We start from the raw sequence: 25,161 nt of genomic DNA, 5'->3' as shown, positions 1-25,161 counted from the left end.
GAAGCGACGATTCGGTGAGAAGCGCTATTTCGAGCCGTCCCGAAATGGGCGTGACCAGAACCGTGAAGCGAGCTACTGCTTGCGCCTCGGCGTCACCGCAACAGCACCGCACTGCCGTCCTACTGCGCCCCACCGCCACGCCGCCGCACCGCCACCGCAACAGCACTCCGCCGCCGCACCGCCACCGCCACGCCGCATAGCACCGCCACCGCCACCGCATACTCCTCCAACAACCCTAAACCCTACAGCGAGACGGCAGACTTGCCGGACAGCGACGGCGGTACGACGAGCCGATAGGTCGTCGTCGCGCCCGAGGCCGTAGTTATCTCGAGCAGCACCTCACTACCCTCGCGGAGCGGTTCGGCGTACGGCTTCGTCACCGCGTCGCGGGTTCCGGCCTCGATCAGGCCCGCGTTGAAGTAGAGCGTAATCCGCTGGTCCCGGCTGTCGAGGACTGCGTGGTCCCCGCCGTCGAGCGCGTACGTGCTGAACACCCGGTGGGCCTCGCTCGCGTCCGTTCCGCCCCCGCCGCGTGTGCCACCGCCGCTGCTACCGCCACCGCCGATGGCGAACGTCCCCGCGTCGCTCTCGTCGACGACGCCTGGCGCGTGGGCGACCTCCTCGCCGTGGACGAGCGTCACCGAATTCTTCGGGCCGATCCACGAGACGGTGGCTCGCGAGAGATTCACCGACCCCGCTCCGGGCGACAGCGCCACCGTCAACTCGACGGTGTCGACGCTCTCGTTGGGCATGACGTCTTCCCGGGTCTTGATCCCCGAGTTGACTACCTCGTCGGTCACGTGCCCGTGAGCGCTCACGACGACGAGCCGGTCGGACACCTGCCCGGTCGCTTCCTGACCGGTCTGCTCGGCACGATTCTCCAGCACCCCCGCGGTGTTGATGAGCACGCCCGCGGCGATGGCGGCCACCAGCACCATCGCGATGAACACGATGAGCGTGCCGATGCCGACCTGCGCTCGTTCATGGGAGGAGAGAGCGACATCTCGCACGGTTTCTCCGTCGCGCATAGATAGTCGTGCTTTTTCTTCCCACCCCTTTCACTTAAAACCACAGAACTATTTTCCTGAAACACCGTACTGCGGACCACTCTACCGCGGGCACGAGAGACGCCACTCGCGGTAGTTGCTCGCTCGCGGTAGTTGCTCGCTCGCGGTAGTTGCTCGCTCGCGGTAGTTGTTCGCGTGCGGTAGTTGCCCACCAGTCAGCAGAAAACGACGGTACCCGTTCAGGGCGCGAGCCGGTTCTTCCGGTTCTTCATCTCCGACTCGTAGTACTCGAACGTGATGGGACACCACTCCCCGGCCAGATCCAGGATCTCCTCGGTCATCTCGCGGATCTCCCACTGGGCGTCCGCAGCGGCGCGCATGTCGGCGATGTGCATCAGCATTCGTGCGTTGACGGAGAACACCATGTTGACCTCGGTCCCGATGGGGAGGACGAATCGGGCGTCCTCCGGCGGCATCCCGAGGTCGAGCAGCTCCTGGTAGTCCTCGACCGAGCGCTTGACGGACCGCCGGAAGATCTCCTCGCGCTTTTCGACCGTCTCCTCGTCGACCGCGCCGCCCTTCTGGTTGCGGCCGACCCAGTTGGGGTCGTTGGCCGAGGGCGGCGTGACGACCATCTCTCCCTCGGCGACCGCCTCGGGATCCACGTCGTCGAACGAGACGTAGCGCATCGACTGGATGTCGAAACTCGCGTGTCTGTGGCGCGTGATCTGGGCCATGCACGAGCGACTGATGCCCTTCACCGCGAAGGTGGCTTGGGCGTGCTCGAACGGGCCGAAGTGGCCCTGCTTCAGCAGGTGACCGATGAGCGTCTCCTTCCGGTCGTCGAGCGTCTCGCCCTCCACCGTCGCCATGACTTCCTCGAACGACTGGTCGCCGACGAACGCCGACATGTAGTCGTTGCGCGCCGCCGAACAGATGACCTCCTCCGGGTTCGCCGTGGCTTCGAGTAGTTCGACCTCCATGTTTCGGTTGTCGGGTATTCCGTAGAACGGGACCTTCGGTGTTTCGGCTTTTTTCTTGCTGGAGAACGCCGAGGGATTCTTTTCGGCGCGTTGGTAGCGACACGCACAAACCACCCCCGCTCGTACGGCCGACCATGATAACCAACCTCGCGCGCGGGGTGCAGGCGTTCACGAGCAACGCGTTTCTGGTCGAGGGCGACCGGACCGTCCTCGTCGACCCCGGATCGAACTTCGACGCTGCGGCGAAGATCCGCGAGCGAACCGACGACCTCGACGCAGTCGTCCTCACGCACACTCATCCCGACCACGTCGGCAACCTCCAGTCGGTGAAAGACGCCTTCGCCGTCGACGCGTGGGGGTACGACACCGACCAGCACGGCGTCGACCACTCTCTCGCCGACGAGGAGACGGTCCAGATCGGCGACTACGACTACGTCGCGCTCCACACGCCCGGGCACAAGAACGACCACCTCTGCTTCTACTCGGCGGGCGCGAGCGTCCTGTTCGCCGGCGATCTCGTCTTCCAGAACGGCGGCTTCGGACGGACCGACCTCGAAGAGGGCGACCGCGAGCAGTTGGTCGAGAGCATCGACCGGGTTCGCGAACGAATCGACGAGACGCTCGCCGCGATGCACGTCGGCCACGGCCCGAGCGTGACGACGGACCCGTATCACGACGTGGAGGTGGCGGCCCGCGCAGCGAGGATGGGGTAGTCCATCACGCGAACGTGACAGGCCACCGGTGTAAAATTCGACTGACAAGCCGGAAGGTGGGTCGTGCGCATCCGAACGCTGCCAATCTCCTCTGTCAGAGAACTTTTGGTCGCCGGGCGTCACCGGTTTCGACATGGCCGACCGCACGCGACTCGTCGCGGCCGAGACGGTAGTCGAGAACGGTTCGTGGCTGTTCACCGTCAGCGACCAGTACGGCGAACCGGACGAGGTGATTCTCGTGCCCTGCGAGGACGGTCCCCGAGCGAACGGCGGGGAGAATTCTGGCGGAGACGAAGTTCGCGCGTGGGTCAACCGCTGCACGCACGAAGCCCAGCGCCTCGACCGCGGGTTCGGCGCGGCGATGCGCAACGGCGAGATCATCTGCCCGAAGCACGGCTCGATGTTCGACGCCTGCTCGGGCTACTGCGACAACGGCGACGCCGCCGACACCACGCTAGTCGACGTGGACGTGACGGTCGAGGACGGCGAGGTATACCTGACCGACGACAGCTACGAGTTCGCCCACGAGGGAAGTATCGAAGACGGCGGCGAAGAGGTAGACGGGGGCGACGGAGAAGACGGCGACGGTGGAACAGAGGACGACAGAAGCGGAGACGAAGACGGAGACGACGAAGACCTGCCAAGCTGGGCCACCGACGACGAGGATGACGACGACATGCCGAGTTCCACCTCCCACATCGGCCTGTAGCTACCGCTCGGCGACCGCGAGCAGGTCGTCGTACGCGTCGGCGTACGCTCGCGCGACCGCGGCGGGGTCGCGCCTGTCCGCGCCCCTGAGTGCGGGGAGGCTCGCGGTCGCCTTCGGGTCGGCGAGGTCCGTCACCGCTCCGGTGTGGACCTCCAACCGGCCTTCCCGGGCGCTTCCGCCCGCGACCTCACAGGCCCGCAAGAAGCGCTCGCCGTCGTAGGCCCGCATCCGACCGGGCTCGACGACCGCCACCGCGTCGAAGTCGAGACCATCGATCGGCAGCGCGACGTCACCGTACGATTCCACGAGTGCGTCGCCGTGGTCGACCTCGATGTCGCGAACGCGGTCGGCGAACCCCTCGAATGCGGGAAGGTGGAGCCGCCTCGTGATCGCGTCGAGCTCCGCGACCGATTCGACCGTCGGCGCGTCGTCGATTGGGAGGGTCCGGCGGGCCGAGTCCGGGACGTCTGCGCCGCCGTTGACGACGAACGACTCGACCACGCGGTCGAGCACGAATCCACGGTTCGCCCGGCCGACGAGGCCCGCGTCCGGGCCGGGCGAGGGTCGCCACAGCCGGTGGACCGGGTTCAGGTCCTCGGGCGCGAACGAGCCCGCGCTGGCCTCGGCGAGTCGCTTGGCGTCCTTCCCGTAGAGGCGACCGTCCTCGACCGCGCGGTGGTAGTCGTCGTGGTCGAACCAGTAGTCGTTGCCCGCGCGCGGTTTGAACCCCACCCCGCCGAGGCGTTCGAGCAGACCGACCGAGAACGTCGTCTTGCCGGCGTCGACGCGGTCGCCGCCGACTACGAGCAATCGCATGGTCAGTCGTCGGCCGTCTTCGTGCCGTAGTAGCCCGGTTCGTCGTCGCTTGGCGGTTCGGCGACGACGAGTTCCTCGGAGTTGAACACGACCCACGGGATGGCCCAGTCGAGCAGGATGGCCTCGGTCTCGGGTTCGAGTTCGTCGTCCGGGTCGAGACCCTGCAACAGGCGCGCGATCTCGTAGACGGTGTACATCCGGTCGTCGTCGAGCAGTTCCGCTGGCTCGTAGAAGTCACAGGGGTGAAGCTGGTCGAATTCCGACTTGGGTCGGGGCATACCCGGGCGTACGGGCGAACTGCGGGTAAATCGTTCGTCTCGCGACGGGGTCGGCGGTCGGTGCTCGGGGTTCGGTGACCAGCGTTCGGGTTGGCAAATTTTTTACCACCGGGTCCCGGAGATTCTCGTCGTATGGGAGACGGTAGCAGTAGTCGAGACGGTGCGAAGGGACGACTCGTCGACGCGTTCTCCGCGTTCGGCGGCGACGCCCTCCGGGACGTGTGGCTTTTCGACAAGGACAGCCACGAGAGGATGTACCTCCGGGACGACGTAGAGCGCAAGGTCGCGGACGTTGACGTCCCGCGGTTCGTGGACAACGAGCGGTACGGCTACGTCACCCGCGACACGTACGCCGACCTCTACTACGCCGACTACGAGTACACCGTCCGGGGATTCGACGAGTTCGAGCAGTTCCGGACGTTCCTGAGCGACGACAGTGCGGGAATCGGGGTGTTCGCCAGCTTCGACCCGGTCGGCGACGGATACAACTACCGACGACTCCACGAGACCATCGCGGGAGTCGTCGCCGACCACGCGATAGAAGACTTCGTGCCTAAGTGATATTTTCTATCCTCAAAGTGTAAAATTACGTTAGAATATCTTTTGTATTATGGCTTCCAAGCGGTCGATGGGAGATCATCCTATGAACCGACGAAAGCTACTCAAGAGTATCGGTGCAGGTGGACTGATCGCGCTCGGCGCAGCAGGAAGCGCCGGGGCGAAATCGACGGAGTCGGTCGAGCAGGTACGAGTGGACCAGCTCGACGGCCGGCTGAAACTCCCAGACGGGAGCGAGGTTCAGCTGTCGACCGACGACGACTGCCCGCCGTGCATCGCCGACGACTGTACGGGCGGCTGCCCGACGTGTTGTGACTACTGCATCTGTTGACCACCGCGGCAACCGTATTTTCGACGAGCGCCCGAAAGAAACGAGTGTAGTTGCAACCGCGCAGCGAAGTCGGCGTTACTCGTGGTTGCCGACGGTCTTCTCGTACTGCTCGGCGACGTTGTCCCAGTCGACGACCTCGAAGAAGTTGTCGACGAAGTCGCCACGGTCGGGACCGTAGTCGTAGTAGTACGAGTGCTCCCAGACGTCGAGCGCGAGGATGGGGTGTGCGCCCCAGAGCGCACCGTTGTCGTGACCGTCGACCGCGAGGTTACGGAGCTGCTTGGCGACCGGGTCGTAGACCAGCAGCGCCCAGCCGCCCGCGGCGCTCGCTGCGGTCTCGAACTCGCCCTTCCAGCCCTCGTAGGAACCGAAGTCCTCCTCGATGCGCTCCAGAAGGTCGCCCTCGGGCTCGCCGCCGCCGTTCGGGGACATGTTCTCCCAGAACAGCGTGTGGAGGTAGTGACCCGAGCCGTTGTGGGTCACGTCGCCGAGCGCGCCCGCGCTGCCGGAGTAGTCCCCGCTCTCGCGGTTCTCCGCCAGCGTCTGCTCGGCGCTGTCGAGGCCGTTGACGTAGCCCTGATGGTGGGTGTCGTGGTGCCAGGTGAGCACCTGCTCGGAGATGTGCGGCTCGAGTGCGTCGTAGTCGTACGGAAGCGGCGGTAGTTCGGGGTTGGATTGCTCGGACATAATTCTGCCTCGCTCATATATAGTCGCTTTTCACCCTTAAGCTTTGAGAAGTCGACTGGTAACACACCACGTGGGACTAGCTAGACGGCCGGTATCGGCAGTCTCGCTGCCGATTTGAATCTCCAGGGTGAAACTGATTACAGTAAATAAAATTATGATTCGTCGCCGGTTCCCCACGCTGGGGGCCAGCAGAGGGCAACTCAGTGCGAGCCGGTGTGGATCGGAATCGCGTCGGCCTGCTGGGCCTGCTGGTAGCGCTGCTCGACGTCGTCCCAGTTCACCACGTCCCAGAAGTTGTTCACGTACTCGCCGCGGTTGTTCTCGTACTGGAGGTAGTAGGCGTGCTCCCAGACGTCGCAGACCAGCAGCGGCGTCGCGCCCTGCGGATGCTGGTTCTGGTGGTTCTCGGCCGCCGCGACGAGGGGCTTGTCCGCGACGTGGTCGTACACCAGCATACCCCACCCGGACCCCTCGACGCCCTTCGCGGCCTCGGAGAAGTCCTGCTTGAACCCCTCGAAGCCGTCGAAGTGCTCGTCGAAGGCGGACGCGAGGTCGCCGCTCGGCTCGCCGCCGCCCTCGGGATGCATGTTCGACCAGAAGACGGTGTGGTTGACGTGGCCCGAGAGGTTGAACGCGAGACTACGCTTGACCGCGCGCACGTCGCCGAAGTCGCCGCTCCCGCGCATCTCCTCCAGTTTGTCGAGCGCGGCGTTGGCCCCGTCTACGTATCCCTGGTGGTGCTTGTCGTGATGGAGCTCCATGATGCGCTGGTCGATGGCCGGTTCGAGCGCGTCGTAGTCGTACGGCAGGTCCGGAAGTTCGTATGTCGCCATGGTATTTCTCCCCCGTTCTCCGGGCAACGGCCACTCGGTTAAGTGTTAAGCCAGTGGTCGCGACGCCGATATGCGGGCTCGCGGACACTCCTCGCCGAGACTCCGCGGAAAATTAGGCTTCCTGCCGAGTGCCCGTCAGTCGTCGCCGCGCGCACGTTCGAACATCGAAATCGCCGCCTCGCGGCGCTCGGCGTGGTCGACGATTGGCGCGGGGTACTCCGGCGCGAGTTCAGCGCGCTCCTCGTCGCCCAGTTCGTGCCACTCGTGGATCTTGGCCGGTGGAACCCCACGGAGTTCGGGCACGTAGGTCGTAACGAACTCGGCCTCGGGGTCGTAGCGCTCGCCCTGGGTCATCGGGTTGAACACGCGGAAGTACGGCTGGGCGTCCATCCCGGTCGAAGCGGCCCACTGCCAGCCGCCGACGTCGTTCGCGGTGTCGTGGTCGGCCAGTCGCTCGCTGAACCAGTCGTACCCCTCCCGCCAGTCGAGCAGGAGGTCCTTCGTGAGGAACGACGCGACGAGCATCCGGAGGCGGTTGTGCATCCACGCTTCCTCGCGGAGCTGGCGCATCCCGGCGTCCACGATGGGGTAGCCCGTCCGGCCCTCTTTCCACGCCGCCAGAGCGGCCTCGTCTTCCCGCCACTCGATGTCATTCTCGTACTCGCGGTAGTTGGCACTCACCACGTCGGGCCGCGCGGAGAGGACGTGCGCGTAGAACTCCCGCCACGCGAGCTGGCGCTGGAACTCGCGAACCGCCGCGGCTTCGGTGTCCTCTTCCTTCCCATCGTCCGCCTGCTCGGGGTCGCCGTCGGCGCGCGCCATCGCGTCTTCCGTCGCCCGCCAGACCTCGCGGACGCCGATGGTGCCCCACTTGAAATGGACCGAGAGCCGCGAGGTCCCGTCGGTCGCAGGGTAGTCGCGGTCCTCGGCGTACCGGAAGACGGTATCCTCGCAGAAGTCGGCGAGTCGGTCGCGCGCGGCCGAGGTACTCATCGCAGGGATCTCGGCGTCCGGCTCCTCGTAGCCGAGGTCCGCGAGTGACGGTATCTCGGCGACGAAATCGGTTGGAGGCTTCGAGTCGGAATCGGTCCCCGAGTCGAGGAGGGTGCGGTCGCCGATTCGGGACGAATCGGCGACCGCACCCGCCTCGGGCGGATCGAACGGGTCGTCCTTCTCGCGGTCGCGCCACTTTCGCCAGAAGTAGCTGAACACCGAGTAGTGCTCGCCCGCGTTCGTCCGGATGGAGCCTGGCTCGTAGAGGAGTTCGTCGTGGTAGGCGGCCCGCGAGACACCGGCCTCGTCGAGCGCGAGCCGGACTGCGCTGTCCCGCTCGCGCGCGAGGCCGGAGTAGTCACGGTTCCAGTAGACCGCCTCGGCTCCGTACTCGTCCGCGATACGTGGCAGTTCCTCGCGCGGGTCGCCGCGGACGACCAGCAGGTCGCCGGCCAGTTCGCGGTAGTTTGCGCGGAGCGAGTCGAGCGCGTCGAGCAGTACCGCCACGCGAACCGCGGACGCGTGGTCGAGAACTCCGGGGTCGAGGACGAACACCGGAAGCACGGGGTCGCCGTCGGCCGTGGCCTCCGCGAGCGCGCGGTTGTCCGCCACGCGGAGGTCCCGGCGATGCCAGTGGATGTTCACGTCCGGGAGGTGGTGCCGGACCGTTGTCAAACTCGGGGTTGGGACCCGACCGGGCGGAAGAACCCGACTGAAATCGAAGCGTGACAGTTGGTATTATCATCCCACGCGAACCGGGTTACCACATGCGACCGTCCGTCGTCCGCGCGATCCGCGGGGTCCTCGCCGGCGTGGCCTGTCTCTCGTTCGTGGCGGTGTTCTTTCTCGGGCAGGTCCGTGGGCCGACGCTGATCAGCTTCATCGCCGTCACGGCCATTGGCTTCGCTTGTCTCGCCGCTGCGGCCGGTCCGTCAGCAGTTCTCAAGTTGGTCGGCGCTCGGAACGTCGACGCGGACGCGCCGGACTCGGACTGGTGGCTCGCGAGGGTCGAACCGGTGCTGGAGGACGCGTGGAACCGGTGGTCGGACGCCGTGCTCGTGGTCGGCCTCGGCGCGCTCGGCGTGGGATCGTTCGTCCTGCTCGCCGTCCACCCCACTGACGAACCGCCGATTGGCCTTCTGATCGTCGGATTCCTCGGGCTCAACGGTGCACTCATCTGTCTCGCGTTCGCGGTCAGGTAAGCCGAATATCGGCCTCTCGGTCGGCTCAGCTGCGCTCGACCAGCACGGACTCGTCGAGTTCCGAGACGGTGTCGTGCCCGCTCAGCGCCAGCGTGAGGTCCAGGTCCGCGAGGAAGTTCCTGACGACCTCGCGCACGCCGTCCTCGCCGTCGATTGCGAGCCCGTACACGTACGGTCGCCCGAGCAGGACCGCGTCCGCGCCGAGCGCGAGCGCCTTGATGGCATCCGAGCCGCGCCTGATTCCGCTGTCGAAGAGGATCGCGAAGTCGTCCCCGTCGCCGCCGTCGTTCCTTGCCCGCTCGTCCTCGACGGCCGCGACGACTTCGGGAAGCGCCGCGACGGCCGAGATCGCGCCGTCGACCTGTCGGCCGCCGTGGTTCGAGACGACGATGCCGTCGACGCCCCGGCGCACGGCTTCGCGGGCGTCCTCGGGGTGGAGGATGCCCTTCAGAACGATGGGAAGGTCGGTGTGCTCCTGGACGAACTCGACGGTGTCCCAGTCCATCGAGAGATCGCCGAACTGGTCGATGAACTGCCAGAGCGCGCCGCGCTCGTCGTCCTCCGGCGGGGCGTCGAGCGAATCGCGGAACGCGGGGTCCGAGAGGTAGTTCGCCACGCCCTCGCCGTCGAGGAACGGCAGGTAGGCGTTCTGCACGTCGCGCTCGCGCCACCCCATCGTCGGCGTGTCGAGGGTGACGACCACGGCCTCGTAGCCCGCGGACTCGGCGCGGTCGAGGAAGCTCGCGGTCACGTCCGGGTCGACGCTGGGGTAGAGCTGGAACCAACCGGTCGCCTCGCCCAACTCGTCGGCGACCGCCTCCATCGTGGCCGACGCGGCGGAACTGGAGACGAACGGGACGCCCGCGTCGCGCGCGGCGGCCGCGCTGGCGAGTTCGCCGCCCTCGTGGATGATCGACTGGACGCCGATGGGCGCGAGCAGGACCGGGACGGGGAGCTGTTGGCCGAGCAGATCGACGGAGAGGTCGCGCTCGGCCACGTCCTGCAGCATCCGCGGGACGATCCGCCAGCGGTCGAAGGCAGCGCGGTTGCGCTCGGCTGTGTTCTCGCCACCTGCGCTCCCCCGGACGTAGGCGTAGGCCTCCTCGGAGAGGGCGTTCATGGCCTGCTCGCGGAGTTCGTCGGGGTCGACCGGGAGGTCGGGGCGCTGGTCGGCGAGCATCCCGCTGGCGTACACCTCACGCTGGCGCGTGGGTCCGTAGGGGTCCGAGGGGTCGTCCATGTGGCGTGGGTCGTGGTGGAGGGTGTTATAGGTTGTCGGGGATGGAGGTCTCGAAGAGCTGGCAGTGATAAGTATAGAGTGTGTACCTATCATAGGTCGTTTGGCAACCGCGTTCCGAAAACATGGCGCAATTTGTGTCGGAAACAGGATATTACGCAACGGGCATGACTACCGTAGAGAGGTTTAGTCCGCTGTATTCCTTATTACGACGGATGAACGATAGAAACGCTCTATATGTTATTTGTTAACGTATACCAATAGCCACGTGGGTGTGAAATACTGCAATGACACCACACAAGACTGTCTCACGCCGCAGTGTCCTTCGCGAAGGAGCGGTCGCCACAGGAGCGGTCGTCTGCGGTGGCACAACAGCCGTCGGGAGTGCAATCGCGGATGATGAGCAAACGGGCCTCGTTGCCCAAATCGAGGGTCACGGCCATTACGCGTGGTTTCCGAAAGGCCCCGAGACGTGGGGGCGGTCAGACACACCGTACGATATGCAAGACGGGGAGAGTCGATGGCTGGCAGAGCCACAATCCAATGGCAGCGTGCGCTGTCTCGCGCAAAACCTCGGGACGGAGCCACCGAACCGGAATACAGGATTCGACGTCCATCTCGGGCGGCTTGGCACGATTGAAACCGTGACCGTCACTTCACGAACCCTCCAGACCTCGCGCTGGAGACCTGCCGAATTGTTCTTCGGCCTGTACTTGGACAAAGATGATAGCGGCGAGTTCGGGAATTGGGAGTCCAACGACGACGGGACGGAGAGTGCCCTTGGCTCCGAGACTGACGATGAAGGAATCCTGTTTTCAGCCGCAAGTGGGGAGGTGACCATCGACGGCGACACCGTATTCGGCCTTCTGAATGCGGAAACCGAGGCAACACTGGCCGAGTTGCAGGAAGGAACTGTTGAGGGCATCTCTGGGGAGACACTTACCGCGCTCTATATTGGCGTCGTCAACGGCGGAGAGGGCACAGATGAAGTAATTGTCGAAGACATGCGCGTCTCCCGGTCATAGACAACGTGTCCTCTCTTCTACGGTAGTTTTCTCCCGCTCATTAGTGGGCATGAACTGACATATAGGCGTACATCGTGTGACTATCGAGCGATGCGGACTGCTCAATTTGCATAGCACTTAGCAACCGTTCCAACAATCGAGAGCCGGAAACAATCCGAGAGTTCCCCACAGCTTCTCAGATCGGGTCCGTCGAACGAAAGGACCACCATTGCGTTCACGGACCTACTACCCGCCGCATTCGTGCGGTTAGACTCCCGAGAATTGGCTATGGGCGCAAAGGGCCTTCGTTCGCCGCGTGAACAAATCGTCATTTCGGGCGTGATCCGGACGAAATCGAGGGTTTCAGATATTCTCTCGGACAGGTTTTCGCCGAGCGTTCGATCGTTACAGACAGATTTTCTAGATAGCTGACGGTTCAGTTGTGTATCGTAACCAAAGCCTCGGGTTATAATAATCAGGCGTACTATTAGTTCGTATGGATTGGGCCTTTAGAATTCGAAAAGACGTCCCGTCTTGGGTAATGAAACTCGTACTGGCTGGTTGCATCTTGCTTATCGCCGGGCTTCAGTACCTCAACATTATCTAAATGGGCGTGAGTTTCTCCGTTTGGCAATGATGGGTGGGCAGACTTACTGACCAGTTGATTCCGATCTGTATACACACTGAGTTCAGAAATCGTGACTAGGTATTCTCGAACCACCACGCAGTCACGACCCGCCCCGAATCCTCGACAGCACGACCGAACCCACGATTCCAGCCACGAACGCCACCCCGACGTTCGCGACCAAACCGAGCACGCCGATACTCACCGTCAGCCCTAGCGACTCTGTCTCCAGACTCGCCTTGCCCAACTGGCCCGCGACGACCACCAGCACCACGCCGAGCGCGGCGAGGGGGAACGCCGCCACTAGATCCACCGCGACGAACGCGGCTGCGGCGTACAACGCGCCGAGCACCAGATTCGCGCCCGCGGTCCGCGCGCCGAAGGCGTACTTGCCCGCGACGCCGCCCGAGCCGTGGCACATCGGGAGCGCGCCGAGCGGGACCGCGAGCAGGTTCATCGCGCCCATACTCGTCGCGAGTTCGTCCGGCGACGCGTCGGCGTCGAACAGGTCCGAGAGCAGCAGCGAGGTCGCCACCGCGGCGTTGCCCACGGTCATCGCCAACTGCGCGCCGGTGGCCGAGAGCGCGTCGGCCGTGGGTGCGAGCGACGGGAGCGTTGTGAGCGTCGCGCCGAACTCCGGAATTGCAATCGTCGGGACTCCCGTCTCCAGTCCAGCCAGCGCGACCCCGAATCCGAGGACGGCCAGCGCGCTCGCCCGCGGGCGACCGACCGCGACCACCGCCGCGCCGACCGCTCCGGCCGCGAGCGCCGTCCGGGGCGCGCCAACGCCGAGTTCGAGCCCCGTCTGCGCGAGCACCAGCGCGACCGCCAACTGGACGCCGCGGATGACCGGGGTGTCGACGTACTCGGCCAGCGTTCCGAGCGCGCCCGCGGCCCCGAGCGCGAGCAGGACCGCGCCCGCGAGCACCCCCGCGAACGCGAGTTCGGGCACCGACAGCGTGCCCGCGATGACCAGCGCGGCGAGCGCCTTCATCGGCTCGACGGAGACGGGCGCGCCGTACCGCAGGCCCCAGGCCACCTGGAAGACGCCGAACCAGAGCAGGAGGATCGGCAGGCTGAGTTGGGTCAGCGCCGACACCGCGACGACCACCGGGAGTACCGTGGCCGAGTCGCCGACCGCGCCCGTGATCTCGCCCGCGGAAAAGGAGAGTCGGCGCTCGTCCGCGTCGGTGGCCCAGAAACTCACGTCGGAGCGAAAGGGCGTAATCGACTTCAGTTTATCGAGAAACGGTGATCGGTTCTATCCCGAAACATCGTAACTGAATCTGTTTTCACGACGCGAGTTCGACAATCTCTGGGAAACCGAACCAATCCCGCTCCGGATGAACCCCGTTTCCGACGCTCGGCGTTGGCATCGGAACTAAGGGGCCGGTCCGCGTCGTCCCGGCCATGACCAAGCGAACCGTCCACCTGCCAGTCGCGGCCCAGCCGAGCATCGACTCGCTCGTCTCGCTCGCTCAGCGCGCCGAAGATCACGGGTATCGCCGCGCGTGGCTTCCCGAGACGTGGGGCCGCGACGCCGCGACCGTCCTGTCGGCTATCGCCGAGCGCACCGACGAGATCGGCATCGGCCCCTCGATCCTGAACGTCTACTCGCGGTCGCCCGCGCTCGTGGGTCAGACCGCCGCGACCCTGCAGGAACTGTCGGACGGACGGCTCCGGCTCGGCATCGGCCCCTCCGGTCCCGCGGTGATCGAGGGCTGGCACGGCCAGAGCTTCGAGCGACCGCTGCGCCGGACCCGCGAGTACGTCGAGATCGTCCGGAAGGTGCTCTCGGGCGAGACCGTCAACTACGCGGGCGATATCTTCACGCTCGGCGGGTTCCGACTCCGGTGCGACCCGCCCGAGACTACCGTGCCCATCGACGCGGCCGGGATGGGCCCGAAGTCGGTCGAACTCGCCGGGCGGTTCGCCGACGGCTGGCACGCGCTGATGGTCACGCCCGACGGCGTGCGCGAGCGCCTCGACGACCTCCGGCGTGGGGCCGACCTCGGCGACCGGGACCCCGACGACGTGCGGGTCACGCTCTCGCTGACCTGTGCCGCGCTGGCGGACGGCGAGCGTGCCCGGACGCTCGCGCGCCAGCACCTCGCGTTCTACGTCGGCGCGATGGGAACCTTCTACCGGGAGGCGCTGGCCCGGCAGGGCTACGAGGAGACCGCCGAAGCCGTCGCTTCGGCGTGGGGTAACGCCGACAAGGAGACCGCGCTGGACGCCATCGGCGACGACCTCCTCCAGGATCTCGGCGCGGTCGGGACGCCCGACGAGGCCCGCGAGGAGTTGCAGAAATTCGAGGAGATCGAGGGCGTCGACAGGGTGGCCGTGTCGTTCCCACGCGGTGCGGACCAAAGCGAGATTAAGTCGACCATCGACGCGCTCGCGCCAAGCAAGTGAATGGTGGCCCGCGATCGAAGAACAGGTACTTAAACAGATATCATCTATTCGCAATGAATGGATGTCGCAAATATGAGTGAGTCGGAGATCGACTCATTCCTCCGGGAGCGTGACTCGGGAGTCCTGTCGCTGTCAGACGGACGCGAATCGTACGCAGTCCCCGAGTCGTTCGGGTACGACGGCGAGAGCATCTACTTCCAGATGGCCTACACCGACTCCAGCCACAAGATGTCGTTCATGGAGACGACCGAGACCGCCACGTTCACCGTGTACGTGGACGGGTTGACCGCGTCGAGCGTCGTGGCTCGGGGCCCCATCGAACCGGTCCCCGAGGATGAACAACTGCTCGCAGCCAACGCGCTCGCCGAGAACAACGTCGTTCCGGTGCTCAACGTCTCCACGCAGATGTCGGTCGACGAACTCGGGTTCGACTTCTACAGGCTACGACCCGAAGAGATAACCGGGCGTAGATTCGGCCCCGACGTCTGAGCTGACGCTCGTCGGGCGACCGAACGGCCGGTCGCCGTCCGGTCGCCCGACTTGGTGCGTTCTGTCAGTTACTCCACGTCGCGGAGGTAGACGTTGTCGTGGACCATCACCGCGCCCGCCTTCGACGCCTGTGACTTCACTGCAGTCCGCTCGGGCGTCGGCGTCGTGGCCCGGCGGAGCGTGCGCCACTTGATGGCCGCGAACCCGACGACGATGATGCCGAAGCCGACCGCCGTGGCGGTCGTGATGGTCCTTCCCAGAACGAGCCACTCGCTCAGCGCGGCGAACATCGGCACCGCGTAGCTGACCAGCGAGGCCTCGTTCGGACCGAACCGGTCGAGCAGCCGGAAGTACGCCACGAAGCCGCCGACGCTCGCGACCACCGAGAGGTACGCCAGCGCGACCAGCATCGTCGGGGTCGCGCCCACGCGACCGAACGACTCGCCCGGCAGGCCGACCACCAACAGGTTGAGCACCGCGGCACCGACCAGCATCGTCCACGCCTGCGCGGCCACCACCGACAGCCCCGACTCGTAGCGTTTCGTGAGCACGGAGCCGAGCGCGAAGCTCGCCGCCGAGAGCACGAGCAGGGCCACGCCGATGGTCGTCGTGCTTCCCGAAGGGTCGGGCCGCGCGACCACGATCACGCCGACGAGGCCGAGCACCACGCCGAGCGTCTGTCGGGCGTCGGGCCGCTCGTCGGGGAGCAGTCCGAGCGCGAACACCGGCGTCATGACAGGTACGAGGCTCATAACGACCGAGGCCACGCCGCCGGAGACGTACCGCTGGCCGGCGAACAGCAGCGCGAAGTGAGCCCCGATGACGAGCACGCCGCCCATGCCGATCAGTTTCCACTCGTCGCGGGTCCGCGGGAGGAATCGGTTCCCCCGGCGGACGGCGAGTACGGCCGCGACCGCGAGCAACACGACCCCGGCAACGTCGTACCGGAGCGCGGCGAGCGTCACTGGCGGAACGGTCCGCAGACCGACTTCGATGGCGAGATAGGCGGTACCCCAGACTGCCGCGAGACCGACGAATAGACCGAGATCGGTGTGAGATCGGAGATTCGGATTCCACATGAGTTCTGAGGAAAGAGAGTAGGAACGGCCTACCCTTGAGACTTGCCGGAATCGCGCTACCAAGTCACGCACTCGCGCGGTTGTCGGCAAGGCCTCGAAAAACCAAACTCGGGTCACCACTACAGCACGCTCCGCTACGGCGGTCCGCTCACAGAGCCCCAATCGTCCAGAAAGCCGATCAGCCGTCGTGCGCGGAGAAGACGCGCACCGCCCCGTCGCTCCCGATGCGAACCAGTTGGCCGCCGTACAGGAACGTGACGTGGCCGTTCATCCCAGTCGTGTCGCGCATCCCCGACTTACGCGCATCATCGGGAGGAAAGAGAGCATCGAGTGCGTCCGAATCCACCACGTCGTAGATCGGGTCGAGTTCGGTCGCCGTGGTCTCCAGCGCTGAACTGACTGCCGCGACCACGGCCTCTGTCGCCATCTCGCGGTCGTCTCGCTCGTATACGACCGTCGGTTGCTCCGCCGACTCTGCAGTATCGAGGTTTACTCGTTTGTCTTCTACGTTCATCGTACCACCGAAGTCGCCTCCAAACGTTGGCCCGCACTCCCGATAGGTTCGGTGTGGTAGTGCTACCACCGTTTTACGTGCGGTCCGTTTCGCCGTCGACTCACTCGTCGTGGACCAGCGTGTTCGAGAGGAGATTCCGCTGGCCCCGCCGGAGTCTGGCCGACAGCGCGTTCCGGGAGATGCCGAGTTCCTCGGCGAGTTCGGTCAGCGTGATTCCGCGGGGCACGTCGAAGTAGCCGGCGTGGTAGGCCCCGACGAGCGCCTCCCGCTGGTCGCTCGTCACGTCGTACTCGCCCTCCTCCTGGGAGTTGTCGGCGGTGTAGACGCGGTCGAGCGTGAACGAGAAGTCGTGGGAGACGCAGTAGTCGTGGAACTTCGAGAGCGCGTCCCGGTCCGGGAACAGCGACTTGACCTGCCAGTCGTCGCCGTTCTCGCTCACGGCTTCCATGATGGTCGCGCGGGTCTCCGAGACGGCCGTGATGAGATTGGCGCTGTCGGCCCGCCAGACGACCCGGTAGAACCGCTCGTCGTCTGTCTGCTCCTCCATCATGACCATGTCCTCGACCGTGGGGTCGCCGCGGAGCGCGGCCTCGAAGTCGTCGAAGTCGGCCTCGGCCACCCAGAAGTACGGCGTCACGCGGTCGCTCCCCGCGACGACGCGCTTGATCTCGATTCGCATTCCGGAGACGGACGTAAGCGTCTCGGTCAGGACGAACTCGGCGGCCGGGACCGTCAACTCGGCGAGGACGCTCATTGTCGGTGACCCTTACTCCGGTCTCTACGCGCAGGACAAAAGTGATGATGCCCGGAAACGTGATGATTGGCCCGTCACCGCCGTAATCGGCCCCGGAAATCCGTTCAGATTGGGAATTCGCTCACGTCGATTCCCTCGCGACGGCCGCCGAGAACGCCCTCTTCCCGACGACCCTCCAGCACGCCGAACTGCTCGCCGCGGCGGAGCTCCAGCCACCGGAGCAGGCGCTCGGCCCACGCCAGTTTCTTCGCCTTCACGGGGTCGACGGCCGGGTCGTCGAAGTCCCAGCCGATGAACACTAGTTCCGCCGCGCCGAGGTGATCGGCGAGGAAGGCTGCCCTGTCACCGTCGGTGAACCCGCCGACGTTCTCGACGTGGGCGACCGGTCGGGCCTGCGTGGTCGGCAGGACGGCCTCGGGCTCGAATCTCGGGACCCACTCGCGGACCGCCGCCACGTTGTCGCCGTGGGCGTGGGTCGCGACCGGGACGCCTTCCTCCGTCAGGTCGCGGGCCGTCTTCGGGTTCTTGTCGAGGTCCGTGACCATGCAGTCGAGCGCGATCTCGGCTTCCCGAAGCGCGTCAGCCGCTGTCGAGGCGGCGAACACCGCGTCGGCGTCGCGAGCCCGAGCGAGTTCGTCGTTCCGGTCCGAATGGTCGGGGTCGGTCAACGACGGACCAGCGCCCGCGATGGCGACCGTCTCGCCAGCGACGTCGAGGCGGCCGAGGTCGAACGGGCGGGTCAGCTCGGCGAGTTCGTCGCGAGCGCGCTCGTCGCCCGCCGCGTCGAAGCCGAAGTCGGCCAGGATTTCGCGATAGACGGGACTCCACGTTTCGTAGTTCATGTCAGAACCGTTCGAGCCGGAAGGTCACCTTGCAAGTACCCCTACCCGCGAGGTGCCCTTCCAGCTTCCCAAGCGACCTTTCTGACTCCCCCGGCATAAGTTTTCTCTTAACGTTCCGGGTCTTCGACAGCTTCGAGAGCCGCGAGAGCCGCGACGATCCGGTCGGAGTTCGGTTCCACCGTGCGCTGGAGCCGATCCAATCCGGCGAGCGTTCCCGCGAGCAAGATCGCGGAATCACCCCGTGTAGTCGGATCTCCCGGCTCGACCGTGACGCCCGCGTCCGTGGCCGCTTGCGCGAGCGTTTCGCGCTCGTCGCTCGAAAGCCCGGACAGTTCCACCACGCGCATCGCGGCCTCGTCGGCACTGGTCGACGAGGCCGCGATGCGCTCCAAGTGACGGGCCGCCTCGCCCGAGGTCGTCACGTCCAGTTCCTCGACTCGGAGGGTTTCGCGATCTCCTTCATCGCCCGGAATCGCCGTCCGGACCCGGTCGCGGGTGAACGCCGCGCCGATCTTCGCGGCGTCGGCGGTCTCGGCCACGTCGTGCGTTCGGATCACGTGCGCGCCGCGCTCGACCGCCATCGAGGTCGCGGCCAGCGACACCGGTAGCGCCTCCTCGGTGCTCCTGTCTGCGAGGTCTCGGAGGAAGTTCTTCCGGTTGATCGAGACGAGAATGGGCTGGCCCAGCCCGCGGAACTCCCGGAGCCTGCGGAACGTCTCGCGGTCGTCTTCGAGGGTCTTGTCCTCCGACCAGCCGCCGAACGCGGGGTCCACGATGGTCTTGTCGGTCAGGCCACCGCGTTTCAGCGCTTCGTAGATGTCGTCGGGTTTCTCCACCGCGCCGGGGCGTTCGAGGTCGGGCGGACTCGCCATCTTGACCACGGCGGCGTCGTGCTCGCGACAAATCACGGGCATCTCGGGGTCGGCGAACCCGCAAATGTCGTTAACCATGTCGAACCCCCGCGAGAGCGCCTCGTCGGCGACCTCGCTGTAGCGCGTCTCGATGGAGAAGACGGGGTCGCCCGAGACGCTCTCGATGGCCTCGACCGCGGTGTCGAGCCGGTCGAGCTCTTCCTCGGCAGACAGCACCTCGAAGCGCTTGTTGGCGGATTCGAGGCCCACGTCCACGATGTCCGCGCCCTCGCCGACGAGCTCCGAGTCGACGTACGCGGCGGCTTCGCCCGGGTCGTCGTACACGCTCGGGTCGTAGGGCGACTCCTCGCTGACGTTGAGCACGCCCATGATCCGCGGCGGGTGGTCGTCGCCGATACCCAGCCCCGCGGCGGTGACGTTCTGCATGTCCGGGTAGCAGGGAGCGAGCGACAAAAAGGAGGTCGGTTCGCCTGCGGTCGTCAGAGTCCCCGACGGGACTACCCGGAGCGGCGCGCGGCCGCGAGCGCGAACAGAACGCGCTCTTTTTCACCGCCGAATCCCAACTTCCCGAGCAAATGGGCAAGGTCAGCATCGGACTCAGAGGGTGGCGGTTCGACGAGGACGAGTTGTTCACCGACGAGGGCGAGTTCCGGCCGATGGACGAGATCCCGGACGACGCGCGAAATCGGTTGGCTCGCCTCCAAGCGCTGGTGAACTCGCCGTGCGACGCCTGCTGGCTGATTCACGGCGACGAGGGCCTGGAGCAGTGCAACGTCGCCGAGATCGTGTACGGCGAACCTATGAGCGAGGTCGTGCTCTGTGCCGACCACGAGGCCGACTTCGTCTACTGGTTCGCCGAGGCAGGCGGCGACCGCTACAAGGGCGAGCAGGAGCTTCAGGACGAGTTCCACGAGTGGTTCGCCGACGGGGGACGCGCGCCCGAGGGGTACGGCAGCGTCGAGCACGTCGAGACCGACCCCGAGGACGTGCCCGACCCGTCGAACGTCGATCAGGACGCGCTCACCGTCGACGTCCCCGAGGAGGATCAGGAGCGCATCGACCTCCGGGAACCGCTCGACGTGGACGACGATCTGGACCTCGACGCGGACTATCCGTCATGAACCCGCCCGCAGTGGCCGTCGTCGAGCCGAAGACGCCGGGCAACGTCGGCACCATCGCTCGCGCGATGAAGAACTTCGGTATGCACGACCTCAAGCTGGTGGACCCGCCCGAACTCGACCGCGACAGCGAGGCGTACGGCTTCGCCGGGCAGGCCCGCGAGGACGTGCTGCCGAACTACGACGAGGTCAGCTTCGACGAACTGGTCGCGAACTACCACACGGTCGGGCTGACCGCCACGACCAACGAGGACGCCCGCAAGCACCGGCGCTTCCCGTTCGTGACGCCCGCGGAGCTGGCCGACTCCCTGCAGACGGTCGAGGCCGACACCTGCCTCGTCTTCGGCCGGGAGGACAACGGCCTGACGAACGAGGAGATGGCCCGCGTGGACGAGGTGTGCTCGATTCCGGCCAGCGCGTCCTACCCCTCGCTCAACCTCGGACAGGCCGCCACCGTCACGCTGTACGAACTCCGGGACCTCGGAATCGAGGAGACCCAGCTCCCCGACGTGGAGCGCGAGCGCGCCGACGAGCGCGAGATCGAGGGGTTCTACGACCACTTCGCCGAGTTCCTCGCGGCCGTCGACCACCCCGAGGAGAAGCGCGACAAGACGCTACGGCTCGTCCGGCGGCTGCTCGGCCGCGCGCACCCGACCGGCCGGGAGGTCAGGACGCTCCGCGGCGTGTTGCGCCGCGCTATATATCACGCGGACGACGAATCTGGGAACGACGAATCGAGGAACGACGAATCGGCGAGCGATGGCTCGGAGAGCAACGAGTTGGAGAGCGACGAATCGGAATCCAGCGGTCAGTAGCGGGCTGAGGCGGTCGAAGCCGCGGATTCCGCCCGAACGGTTTTGTTCGTCCGCGAAGATACTCGGTATCGACCTGCAGATGGAGCGTATAGCGCGTCGCGGACCGGTGCCTACGTCCCGCCGACCGACGTCCGCGCCCAGCCGACGAACCGACGGATTCGTACCGATAGTCAACGCTTTTATGCAACTGGCACGAACTCAGCGATGAATATGGTTCCCTCCCTGCCGTTCGATATGCAGTTCGCCTCCCTGCCGCTCGGCACGCAGTTCACCCTCCTCGTGGCGGTGCCGAGCGTCGCCACCATGCTGGTCGGCAAGCGGGTGTTCATCCCGGACCTCCGGTTCCGCGACCTGCTCCGGGACTTCCTACGGACCGACTGGAAGTATCTCGGCGTGGCGTGGGTCGTCACCCAGACCGTGAACACGCTGGCGCTGCACTTCCACGTGCCCCGGACGTTCACGGGGGCTATCTACGCGCTCGAAGGCGCGACCGTCGTGGCGTTTCAGGCGGTGGCGACCACGCCGCTGACCATCTTCGCCACCGCCATCTACCTCGTGGGCTTCCCGTTCATCGTGCTGTTCACGTACTTCAAGGTGAAGGCCCACGACGAGAAGGAGGCCCAGCGCTACGCGCTGGCGTACATCATCGTGGTACTGTGCTCGGTGCCGTTCTTCCTGCTGTTCCCGGTGAAGGTGTCGTCGCTGTACCTCTCGTCGGTCGACCCGCTGATGTACGAGCTCAGCCCGGCCATCCGGTACGGCATCTTCTCGACCGACACGCTGGTGAAGGCGTTCCCGAGCCTCCACACCGGCCTGTCGGTGCTCGCGGCGCTCTATGCCCGGAAGGCCGACGCTCGGTACGCCTACACCGCGGGGATTCTGGCGGTCGGCATCGTGCTGTCGACGCTGTATCTGGGCGTCCACTGGGTCACCGACGCGGCGTTCGCGGTGGTGCTGGTCTGGGTCGCCTACCGGCTCTCACAGCGCGTGAGCGACCCCCGCTGGTCGGTGATCTCCCGCGAGTTCGTGTCGGGCGTTCGGCGCTATGCGCCGGTGTAGGCGAGTTCGACCAGTTGTTGTCGACACTGTGCGATTGCTCGGTGACTCCGCGACGGTACGCGCGGTTGCTCGGCGAGTCCGCGGCGGCGCGCCGCCGCGGACTCGCCGAGCAACCGGACTCGCTCGAAAAAATCGTCCGCTATCATCCGCACTCGATGCTTTTCACTCGAAGATCTTCTCGCGCTCGCGCGACCGCGACCGCGAGCGACCGGAGCCGCCACCGCCCAGCAGTTTCGAGACGAGGAGGTATGCCAGATACAGCACCAAACCGAGGACCACCAGCGAGACCACCGTTCCTACCAGCCACGACACGATGCCGAGGACGACCGTCACGATCTCCAGGATCACCCACAGGACGACGAGCGCGAGCGCGGCCCAGCCGCCGACGCGCAGCCACTTGTTCATGGTGACACGTTGGGCACCCCCAATCTTCAAGGTTTCTCCGGGCCGTTGCACTCGCGTTCACCGGTCCGTCGCGGTCGCCGAACTCCTTCCCGTCCCGCTTTTCACGCATGATAACGCTCCGAATGATTAAGTCGCCGTGCTCCCGTGGTGCTATCATGGAGACTGCGACGGCCGACGACCGGATAGCCGGGCGTATCGACGGTGACTCGCTGCTCGCGGACCTCGCCATCGACGAGGAGGAGGTCGCGTGGCGCAAGGACTTCACGGGGTTCGACGACGCCGACGCCGAGCGGCTCGACGGGATGAGCGACATGTTCGAGTCGGTCGCCGACGAGGCGGTCGCGGAGTTCTACGACCACCTCACCGACCGCGAGGAGACCTCGGAGGTCCTCGGCCGCTCGACCCGGACCGTCGATCAACTCAAGGAGACGCAGGCCGACTATCTGCTGTCGCTCGCAAGCGGCGAGTACGACCGCGAGTACTTCTCGAGTCGGGCCCGCATCGGGAAGGTCCACGACGTGCTCGATATGCCGATGAAACACTACCTCGGAGCGTACGCGCTCTACTACAACTTCCTCGTGCCGAAGATCGGCGAGCGCGTGATCGAACGCACCGTCGAGCGTGTCGACGACGAGGCCGCCGACGTAATCCGCGAGGAGTTCTCCGAGGGCATAGAGGAGGTACTGTCGCTGCTCCGAATCGTGAACCTCGACATGCAGGTGGTGTCTGACACGTACATCCAGTCGTACAGCGAGGAGATTCGGGAGACAAACGCGGAGATGGAGCACCTCCAGCGGGCTATCTCCGAAGACGTGAACGCGTCGCTCCAGGACCTGTCGGACTCGGCGGAGAACGTCGCGCGGAGCGCCGACGAGATCCAGGAGTCGGTCCACGAACAGGCCGACGACATCGACGAGATCGCCGGCGAGACCGAGAACCTGAGCGCGACCGTCGAGGAGGTCGCCGCCAGCGCCGAGGAGGTCGAACAGACCAGTCGGCAGGCCAAGCAACTCGCCGAGGACGGTCAGGAGACCGCCAGCGAGGCCATGGACGCCATGACGGACATCGACGACGCGCGGGGGGACGTGACCGACGACATGGCGAACCTAGAGGAGAGAGTCACCGAGATCGACGACATCGTGGACGTGATAAACGACATCGCCGACCAGACCAACCTGCTCGCGCTCAACGCGTCTATCGAGGCCGCACGCGCGGGCGAGGCCGGGGACGGCTTCGCGGTGGTCGCCGAGGAGGTGAAGTCGCTCGCCGAGCAGTCGAAGACCCAGGCCAGCGAGATCGAGGAGATGGTGGCCGAGATACAGGCACACACCGACGACACGGTCGAGAGCCTCGAACGGACCGAGCGACGCGTCGAAGCGGGCGTCGAGAACGTCGAGTCCTCGATGGAGACGCTCAGGGACATCGTAACCGCGGTGACCGAGACCGTGGAGGGCATCGAGGAGGTCGCGGAGGCGACCGACGAGCAGGCGGTCGCCGCCGAGGAGATCTCCGCGATGGTCGAGACCGTGTCGCGCCACTCGACCGACGTCGCCGAAGAGGCCTCGACGGTCGCGGAGGTCACCGGAGAACAGGTCGAACGCGTCGAAGCCATCGGCGAGTCGGTCGAGCGACTGGGCGACGACTGACGCGCAGGCCGGCTTAGATATCGCCGTTCACGATGTCGGCGACGCGACCGCGGTCGAACAGTTCCGTGTCCACGTTGTAAACCTGCCTTGCGGCGCGCTCGGTGAGGACGAGGTTGGTGATCGGGCCCTGATACAGCGGGCCGCCGCGGTAGACGTCGCCGTTCTGGACAGCGGTCAGCGAGCGCGCGACGTTGTGGTCTTCCATGAACGAGCCAACCGTGTCCCGGAACTCCTCGGCGGTCTTGGCTTCCTGACCGCGGAGGAGCAACACGTCCGGGTCGACCTCGAGCAGCGTCTCGTAGTCGATCTCGCCGCGGTTGCTGTGGAAGTCCTTCACGTCGGTCTCGGCCAGCGCGTCCCGGACCTGGAGGTCGTTCCACTGTTTGAAGCTGGTTCCCTCGCTCATCACGTACGGGAGGAACGTCTCGGGCTCGTCGCCTGCCGCCCAGAGGACCGCGACAGTCGGGCGCTCGCCCTCGGCCGGAATCACGTCGGACAGCGACGACTGGAACTCCTCGTGGAGGTCGGCGAACGCCTCGTAGCGGTCGGTCCGGCCGAACAGCTCGGCGAGCTTCCCGAACGCCTCGTACAGCGTGTAGTAGGTGTAGTCCTCGTGCCACCCGTAGCCACGCGAGAAGATGCTGTTGCCGAAGAACGGCCCGACAGTCTCGGCGACGTCGTCGACGTCCTCCTGTGCCCAGCCCTTGTAGCGATTCATGAGGAAGTTGGGATCGAGGACGTGTACGTCGGCGTCGAGTTCGTAGAACAGTTCCGTGCTCACCCCGTCGCGGTACAGATCGACCATCTCGCTCTTATCGACCGACACGCCGTCGATCTCGTCGTAGTACTGGGTGTGATACCGGCTCGTGAGCCAGAGCGCGGCCGGCGGGTCGACGCCGAGCGCGACGCCCATGTCCGCCCAGCTCCCGTTGTTGGCGACCCACGTCTCGGGCACGCCGTCGAGGCTCACCTCGCCGACCGGCTCCATCGTCGCCGAGTACGCCCCGCCGCTCACGGTGGTCTCGTCGCCGTCACTGGGTGAGGCGACGCCGCCCACGCAGCCGGCGAGAAGCCCTGCCGCGACTATCGATCCGCTGGCGGTGAGATACCGACGCCGGGTCGTTCGAGCCGAATCGTCTTCTACCATATTTTTAGGCTCGCCTAAAACATTTTAAGC

The 25,161-nt window shown here is 65.8% G+C and carries 28 protein-coding genes; 12 read left to right on the top strand and 16 right to left on the bottom strand.

Annotated elements, in window-relative coordinates; translation table 11 throughout:
- Positions 1-242: 242 nt before the first annotated feature.
- Together DPQ64_RS02110 and thyX are read right to left on the bottom strand one after the other, a co-directional pair.
- Positions 243-1,028: an archaellin/type IV pilin N-terminal domain-containing protein gene (locus tag DPQ64_RS02110; RefSeq protein ID WP_115862701.1), complete on the bottom strand. Its 786-nt coding sequence runs from the start codon at positions 1,026-1,028 to the stop codon at positions 243-245.
- A gap of 218 nt (positions 1,029-1,246) precedes the next feature.
- Positions 1,247-1,990 (bottom strand): FAD-dependent thymidylate synthase, encoded by a 744-nt coding sequence (gene thyX, locus DPQ64_RS02105; protein ID WP_115862700.1) that lies wholly within the window; start codon positions 1,988-1,990, stop codon positions 1,247-1,249.
- 134 nt (positions 1,991-2,124) lie between these two features.
- Here thyX and DPQ64_RS02100 point away from each other — a divergent pair, with 134 nt between their 5' ends.
- Complete coding sequence (locus DPQ64_RS02100; RefSeq protein WP_115862699.1) at positions 2,125-2,703, top strand: MBL fold metallo-hydrolase; 579 nt, start codon at positions 2,125-2,127, stop codon at positions 2,701-2,703.
- Positions 2,704-2,836: 133 nt separating this feature from the next.
- Positions 2,837-3,412 carry a Rieske (2Fe-2S) protein gene (locus DPQ64_RS02095; protein ID WP_115862698.1) on the top strand — a complete coding sequence of 192 codons (576 nt, stop codon included), beginning with the start codon at positions 2,837-2,839 and terminating at the stop codon, positions 3,410-3,412.
- On the opposite strand, the gene DPQ64_RS02090 is transcribed toward DPQ64_RS02095, so the two are convergent.
- Both DPQ64_RS02090 and DPQ64_RS02085 read right to left on the bottom strand, forming a co-directional pair.
- Complete coding sequence (locus tag DPQ64_RS02090; RefSeq protein ID WP_115862697.1) at positions 3,413-4,228, bottom strand: ATPase; 816 nt, start codon at positions 4,226-4,228, stop codon at positions 3,413-3,415. It abuts the gene before it with no gap.
- A gap of 2 nt (positions 4,229-4,230) precedes the next feature.
- On the bottom strand, positions 4,231-4,506 hold the full coding sequence (locus DPQ64_RS02085; protein ID WP_115862696.1) for a DUF5827 family protein: 276 nt from the start codon (positions 4,504-4,506) through the stop codon (positions 4,231-4,233).
- Positions 4,507-4,638: 132 nt separating this feature from the next.
- Between DPQ64_RS02085 and DPQ64_RS02080 the strand changes: the two genes are divergently transcribed.
- A complete protein-coding gene (locus DPQ64_RS02080) occupies positions 4,639-5,067 on the top strand; it encodes a DUF7522 family protein (protein ID WP_115862695.1) in 429 nt (142 codons plus the stop codon).
- Positions 5,068-5,149: 82 nt separating this feature from the next.
- On the top strand, positions 5,150-5,395 hold the full coding sequence (locus DPQ64_RS02075) for a hypothetical protein (protein ID WP_115862694.1): 246 nt from the start codon (positions 5,150-5,152) through the stop codon (positions 5,393-5,395).
- Positions 5,396-5,470: 75 nt separating this feature from the next.
- Here the strand turns inward: DPQ64_RS02075 and sod are convergent, their stop codons facing one another.
- From sod to DPQ64_RS02060, 3 genes are all read right to left on the bottom strand, one after another.
- Positions 5,471-6,082, bottom strand: a complete 612-nt coding sequence (sod, locus tag DPQ64_RS02070; protein WP_115862693.1) for a superoxide dismutase — start codon at positions 6,080-6,082, stop codon at positions 5,471-5,473.
- 200 nt (positions 6,083-6,282) lie between these two features.
- Positions 6,283-6,915, bottom strand: coding sequence for a superoxide dismutase (locus DPQ64_RS02065; RefSeq protein WP_115862692.1), 633 nt, complete (start codon positions 6,913-6,915; stop codon positions 6,283-6,285).
- 135 nt (positions 6,916-7,050) lie between these two features.
- Positions 7,051-8,553 carry a cryptochrome/photolyase family protein gene (locus tag DPQ64_RS02060; protein WP_115862691.1) on the bottom strand — a complete coding sequence of 501 codons (1,503 nt, stop codon included), beginning with the start codon at positions 8,551-8,553 and terminating at the stop codon, positions 7,051-7,053.
- Positions 8,554-8,675: 122 nt separating this feature from the next.
- Here DPQ64_RS02060 and DPQ64_RS02055 point away from each other — a divergent pair, with 122 nt between their 5' ends.
- Positions 8,676-9,110: a hypothetical protein gene (locus DPQ64_RS02055; RefSeq protein ID WP_115862690.1), complete on the top strand. Its 435-nt coding sequence runs from the start codon at positions 8,676-8,678 to the stop codon at positions 9,108-9,110.
- Positions 9,111-9,135: 25 nt separating this feature from the next.
- Here DPQ64_RS02055 and DPQ64_RS02050 read toward each other — a convergent pair whose 3' ends face one another.
- The gene (locus tag DPQ64_RS02050; RefSeq protein WP_115862689.1) at positions 9,136-10,350 is read right to left on the bottom strand and encodes an alpha-hydroxy-acid oxidizing protein; all 1,215 of its coding nucleotides are present in this window, start codon (positions 10,348-10,350) and stop codon (positions 9,136-9,138) included.
- A gap of 284 nt (positions 10,351-10,634) precedes the next feature.
- Here DPQ64_RS02050 and DPQ64_RS18515 point away from each other — a divergent pair, with 284 nt between their 5' ends.
- Entirely contained in the window at positions 10,635-11,372 is a 738-nt protein-coding gene (locus DPQ64_RS18515) for a hypothetical protein (protein ID WP_157971553.1), read from the top strand.
- 707 nt (positions 11,373-12,079) lie between these two features.
- Here DPQ64_RS18515 and DPQ64_RS02040 read toward each other — a convergent pair.
- On the bottom strand, positions 12,080-13,183 hold the full coding sequence (locus DPQ64_RS02040; RefSeq protein WP_115862687.1) for a putative sulfate/molybdate transporter: 1,104 nt from the start codon (positions 13,181-13,183) through the stop codon (positions 12,080-12,082).
- A gap of 203 nt (positions 13,184-13,386) precedes the next feature.
- Here DPQ64_RS02040 and DPQ64_RS02035 point away from each other — a divergent pair, with 203 nt between their 5' ends.
- Both DPQ64_RS02035 and DPQ64_RS02030 read left to right on the top strand, forming a co-directional pair.
- Entirely contained in the window at positions 13,387-14,391 is a 1,005-nt protein-coding gene (locus DPQ64_RS02035; RefSeq protein ID WP_115862686.1) for a TIGR04024 family LLM class F420-dependent oxidoreductase, read from the top strand.
- Between the two features lie 72 nt (positions 14,392-14,463).
- Positions 14,464-14,880, top strand: a complete 417-nt coding sequence (locus DPQ64_RS02030; RefSeq protein ID WP_115862685.1) for a pyridoxamine 5'-phosphate oxidase family protein — start codon at positions 14,464-14,466, stop codon at positions 14,878-14,880.
- Between the two features lie 68 nt (positions 14,881-14,948).
- On the opposite strand, the gene DPQ64_RS02025 is transcribed toward DPQ64_RS02030, so the two are convergent.
- The 5 genes from DPQ64_RS02025 to DPQ64_RS02005 form a co-directional block, all read right to left on the bottom strand.
- A complete protein-coding gene (locus DPQ64_RS02025) occupies positions 14,949-15,959 on the bottom strand; it encodes a DMT family transporter (protein ID WP_115862684.1) in 1,011 nt (336 codons plus the stop codon).
- Between the two features lie 178 nt (positions 15,960-16,137).
- Complete coding sequence (locus tag DPQ64_RS02020) at positions 16,138-16,473, bottom strand: HalOD1 output domain-containing protein (RefSeq protein ID WP_198661974.1); 336 nt, start codon at positions 16,471-16,473, stop codon at positions 16,138-16,140.
- A 100-nt stretch (positions 16,474-16,573) separates the two neighbouring features.
- On the bottom strand, positions 16,574-17,227 hold the full coding sequence (locus DPQ64_RS02015; RefSeq protein WP_115862683.1) for a helix-turn-helix domain-containing protein: 654 nt from the start codon (positions 17,225-17,227) through the stop codon (positions 16,574-16,576).
- A gap of 104 nt (positions 17,228-17,331) precedes the next feature.
- Complete coding sequence (locus tag DPQ64_RS02010; protein WP_115862682.1) at positions 17,332-18,069, bottom strand: 6-hydroxymethylpterin diphosphokinase MptE-like protein; 738 nt, start codon at positions 18,067-18,069, stop codon at positions 17,332-17,334.
- A 107-nt stretch (positions 18,070-18,176) separates the two neighbouring features.
- Entirely contained in the window at positions 18,177-19,367 is a 1,191-nt protein-coding gene (locus tag DPQ64_RS02005) for a dihydropteroate synthase (protein ID WP_115862681.1), read from the bottom strand.
- Between the two features lie 149 nt (positions 19,368-19,516).
- Between DPQ64_RS02005 and DPQ64_RS02000 the strand changes: the two genes are divergently transcribed.
- From DPQ64_RS02000 to DPQ64_RS01990, 3 genes are all read left to right on the top strand, one after another.
- Positions 19,517-20,062 (top strand): hypothetical protein, encoded by a 546-nt coding sequence (locus DPQ64_RS02000; protein ID WP_115862680.1) that lies wholly within the window; start codon positions 19,517-19,519, stop codon positions 20,060-20,062.
- The gene (locus DPQ64_RS01995) at positions 20,059-20,874 is read left to right on the top strand and encodes an RNA methyltransferase (protein ID WP_115862679.1); all 816 of its coding nucleotides are present in this window, start codon (positions 20,059-20,061) and stop codon (positions 20,872-20,874) included. Before DPQ64_RS02000 ends, DPQ64_RS01995 begins: the two co-directional genes overlap by 4 nt.
- Positions 20,875-21,084: 210 nt before the next feature.
- Positions 21,085-21,933, top strand: coding sequence for a phosphatase PAP2 family protein (locus DPQ64_RS01990; protein WP_115862678.1), 849 nt, complete (start codon positions 21,085-21,087; stop codon positions 21,931-21,933).
- A 162-nt stretch (positions 21,934-22,095) separates the two neighbouring features.
- On the opposite strand, the gene DPQ64_RS01985 is transcribed toward DPQ64_RS01990, so the two are convergent.
- Positions 22,096-22,338 carry a hypothetical protein gene (locus DPQ64_RS01985; RefSeq protein WP_198661973.1) on the bottom strand — a complete coding sequence of 81 codons (243 nt, stop codon included), beginning with the start codon at positions 22,336-22,338 and terminating at the stop codon, positions 22,096-22,098.
- Positions 22,339-22,493: 155 nt separating this feature from the next.
- Between DPQ64_RS01985 and DPQ64_RS01980 the strand changes: the two genes are divergently transcribed.
- Entirely contained in the window at positions 22,494-23,984 is a 1,491-nt protein-coding gene (locus DPQ64_RS01980; RefSeq protein ID WP_115862677.1) for a globin-coupled sensor protein, read from the top strand.
- A 13-nt stretch (positions 23,985-23,997) separates the two neighbouring features.
- On the opposite strand, the gene DPQ64_RS01975 is transcribed toward DPQ64_RS01980, so the two are convergent.
- Positions 23,998-25,131, bottom strand: coding sequence for an ABC transporter substrate-binding protein (locus DPQ64_RS01975; RefSeq protein ID WP_115862676.1), 1,134 nt, complete (start codon positions 25,129-25,131; stop codon positions 23,998-24,000).
- Between the last annotated feature and the right edge of the window lie 30 nt (positions 25,132-25,161).

Source organism: Halorussus litoreus, assembly GCF_003382685.1.
GTDB classification, from domain to species: Archaea; Halobacteriota; Halobacteria; order Halobacteriales; family Haladaptataceae; genus Halorussus; species Halorussus litoreus.
Note: the sequence above shows the minus strand (reverse complement) of the source record. Positions and strands in the feature narration are given on the sequence as shown.

Excerpts from the sequence above, each read along its gene's own strand:
- DPQ64_RS02100 (WP_115862699.1), top strand. The coding sequence starts at position 2,125 with ATGATAACCAACCTCGCGCGCGGGGTGCAGGCGTTCACGAGCAACGCG.
- DPQ64_RS02050 (WP_115862689.1), bottom strand. The coding sequence starts at position 10,350 with ATGGACGACCCCTCGGACCCCTACGGACCCACGCGCCAGCGTGAGGTG.
- DPQ64_RS02110 (WP_115862701.1), bottom strand. The coding sequence starts at position 1,028 with ATGCGCGACGGAGAAACCGTGCGAGATGTCGCTCTCTCCTCCCATGAA.
- DPQ64_RS02030 (WP_115862685.1), top strand. The coding sequence starts at position 14,464 with ATGAGTGAGTCGGAGATCGACTCATTCCTCCGGGAGCGTGACTCGGGA.
- DPQ64_RS01995 (WP_115862679.1), top strand. The coding sequence starts at position 20,059 with ATGAACCCGCCCGCAGTGGCCGTCGTCGAGCCGAAGACGCCGGGCAAC.
- thyX (WP_115862700.1), bottom strand. The coding sequence starts at position 1,990 with ATGGAGGTCGAACTACTCGAAGCCACGGCGAACCCGGAGGAGGTCATC.
- DPQ64_RS02085 (WP_115862696.1), bottom strand. The coding sequence starts at position 4,506 with ATGCCCCGACCCAAGTCGGAATTCGACCAGCTTCACCCCTGTGACTTC.
- DPQ64_RS02065 (WP_115862692.1), bottom strand. The coding sequence starts at position 6,915 with ATGGCGACATACGAACTTCCGGACCTGCCGTACGACTACGACGCGCTC.
- DPQ64_RS01985 (WP_198661973.1), bottom strand. The coding sequence starts at position 22,338 with ATGAACAAGTGGCTGCGCGTCGGCGGCTGGGCCGCGCTCGCGCTCGTC.
- DPQ64_RS01990 (WP_115862678.1), top strand. The coding sequence starts at position 21,085 with ATGGTTCCCTCCCTGCCGTTCGATATGCAGTTCGCCTCCCTGCCGCTC.
- DPQ64_RS02025 (WP_115862684.1), bottom strand. The coding sequence starts at position 15,959 with ATGTGGAATCCGAATCTCCGATCTCACACCGATCTCGGTCTATTCGTC.
- sod (WP_115862693.1), bottom strand. The coding sequence starts at position 6,082 with ATGTCCGAGCAATCCAACCCCGAACTACCGCCGCTTCCGTACGACTAC.
- DPQ64_RS02095 (WP_115862698.1), top strand. The coding sequence starts at position 2,837 with ATGGCCGACCGCACGCGACTCGTCGCGGCCGAGACGGTAGTCGAGAAC.
- DPQ64_RS02080 (WP_115862695.1), top strand. The coding sequence starts at position 4,639 with ATGGGAGACGGTAGCAGTAGTCGAGACGGTGCGAAGGGACGACTCGTC.
- DPQ64_RS01980 (WP_115862677.1), top strand. The coding sequence starts at position 22,494 with ATGGAGACTGCGACGGCCGACGACCGGATAGCCGGGCGTATCGACGGT.
- DPQ64_RS18515 (WP_157971553.1), top strand. The coding sequence starts at position 10,635 with ATGACACCACACAAGACTGTCTCACGCCGCAGTGTCCTTCGCGAAGGA.
- DPQ64_RS02015 (WP_115862683.1), bottom strand. The coding sequence starts at position 17,227 with ATGAGCGTCCTCGCCGAGTTGACGGTCCCGGCCGCCGAGTTCGTCCTG.
- DPQ64_RS02075 (WP_115862694.1), top strand. The coding sequence starts at position 5,150 with ATGAACCGACGAAAGCTACTCAAGAGTATCGGTGCAGGTGGACTGATC.
- DPQ64_RS02010 (WP_115862682.1), bottom strand. The coding sequence starts at position 18,069 with ATGAACTACGAAACGTGGAGTCCCGTCTATCGCGAAATCCTGGCCGAC.
- DPQ64_RS02090 (WP_115862697.1), bottom strand. The coding sequence starts at position 4,228 with ATGCGATTGCTCGTAGTCGGCGGCGACCGCGTCGACGCCGGCAAGACG.
- DPQ64_RS02005 (WP_115862681.1), bottom strand. The coding sequence starts at position 19,367 with ATGCAGAACGTCACCGCCGCGGGGCTGGGTATCGGCGACGACCACCCG.
- DPQ64_RS01975 (WP_115862676.1), bottom strand. The coding sequence starts at position 25,131 with ATGGTAGAAGACGATTCGGCTCGAACGACCCGGCGTCGGTATCTCACC.
- DPQ64_RS02000 (WP_115862680.1), top strand. The coding sequence starts at position 19,517 with ATGGGCAAGGTCAGCATCGGACTCAGAGGGTGGCGGTTCGACGAGGAC.
- DPQ64_RS02020 (WP_198661974.1), bottom strand. The coding sequence starts at position 16,473 with ATGAACGTAGAAGACAAACGAGTAAACCTCGATACTGCAGAGTCGGCG.
- DPQ64_RS02055 (WP_115862690.1), top strand. The coding sequence starts at position 8,676 with ATGCGACCGTCCGTCGTCCGCGCGATCCGCGGGGTCCTCGCCGGCGTG.
- DPQ64_RS02035 (WP_115862686.1), top strand. The coding sequence starts at position 13,387 with ATGACCAAGCGAACCGTCCACCTGCCAGTCGCGGCCCAGCCGAGCATC.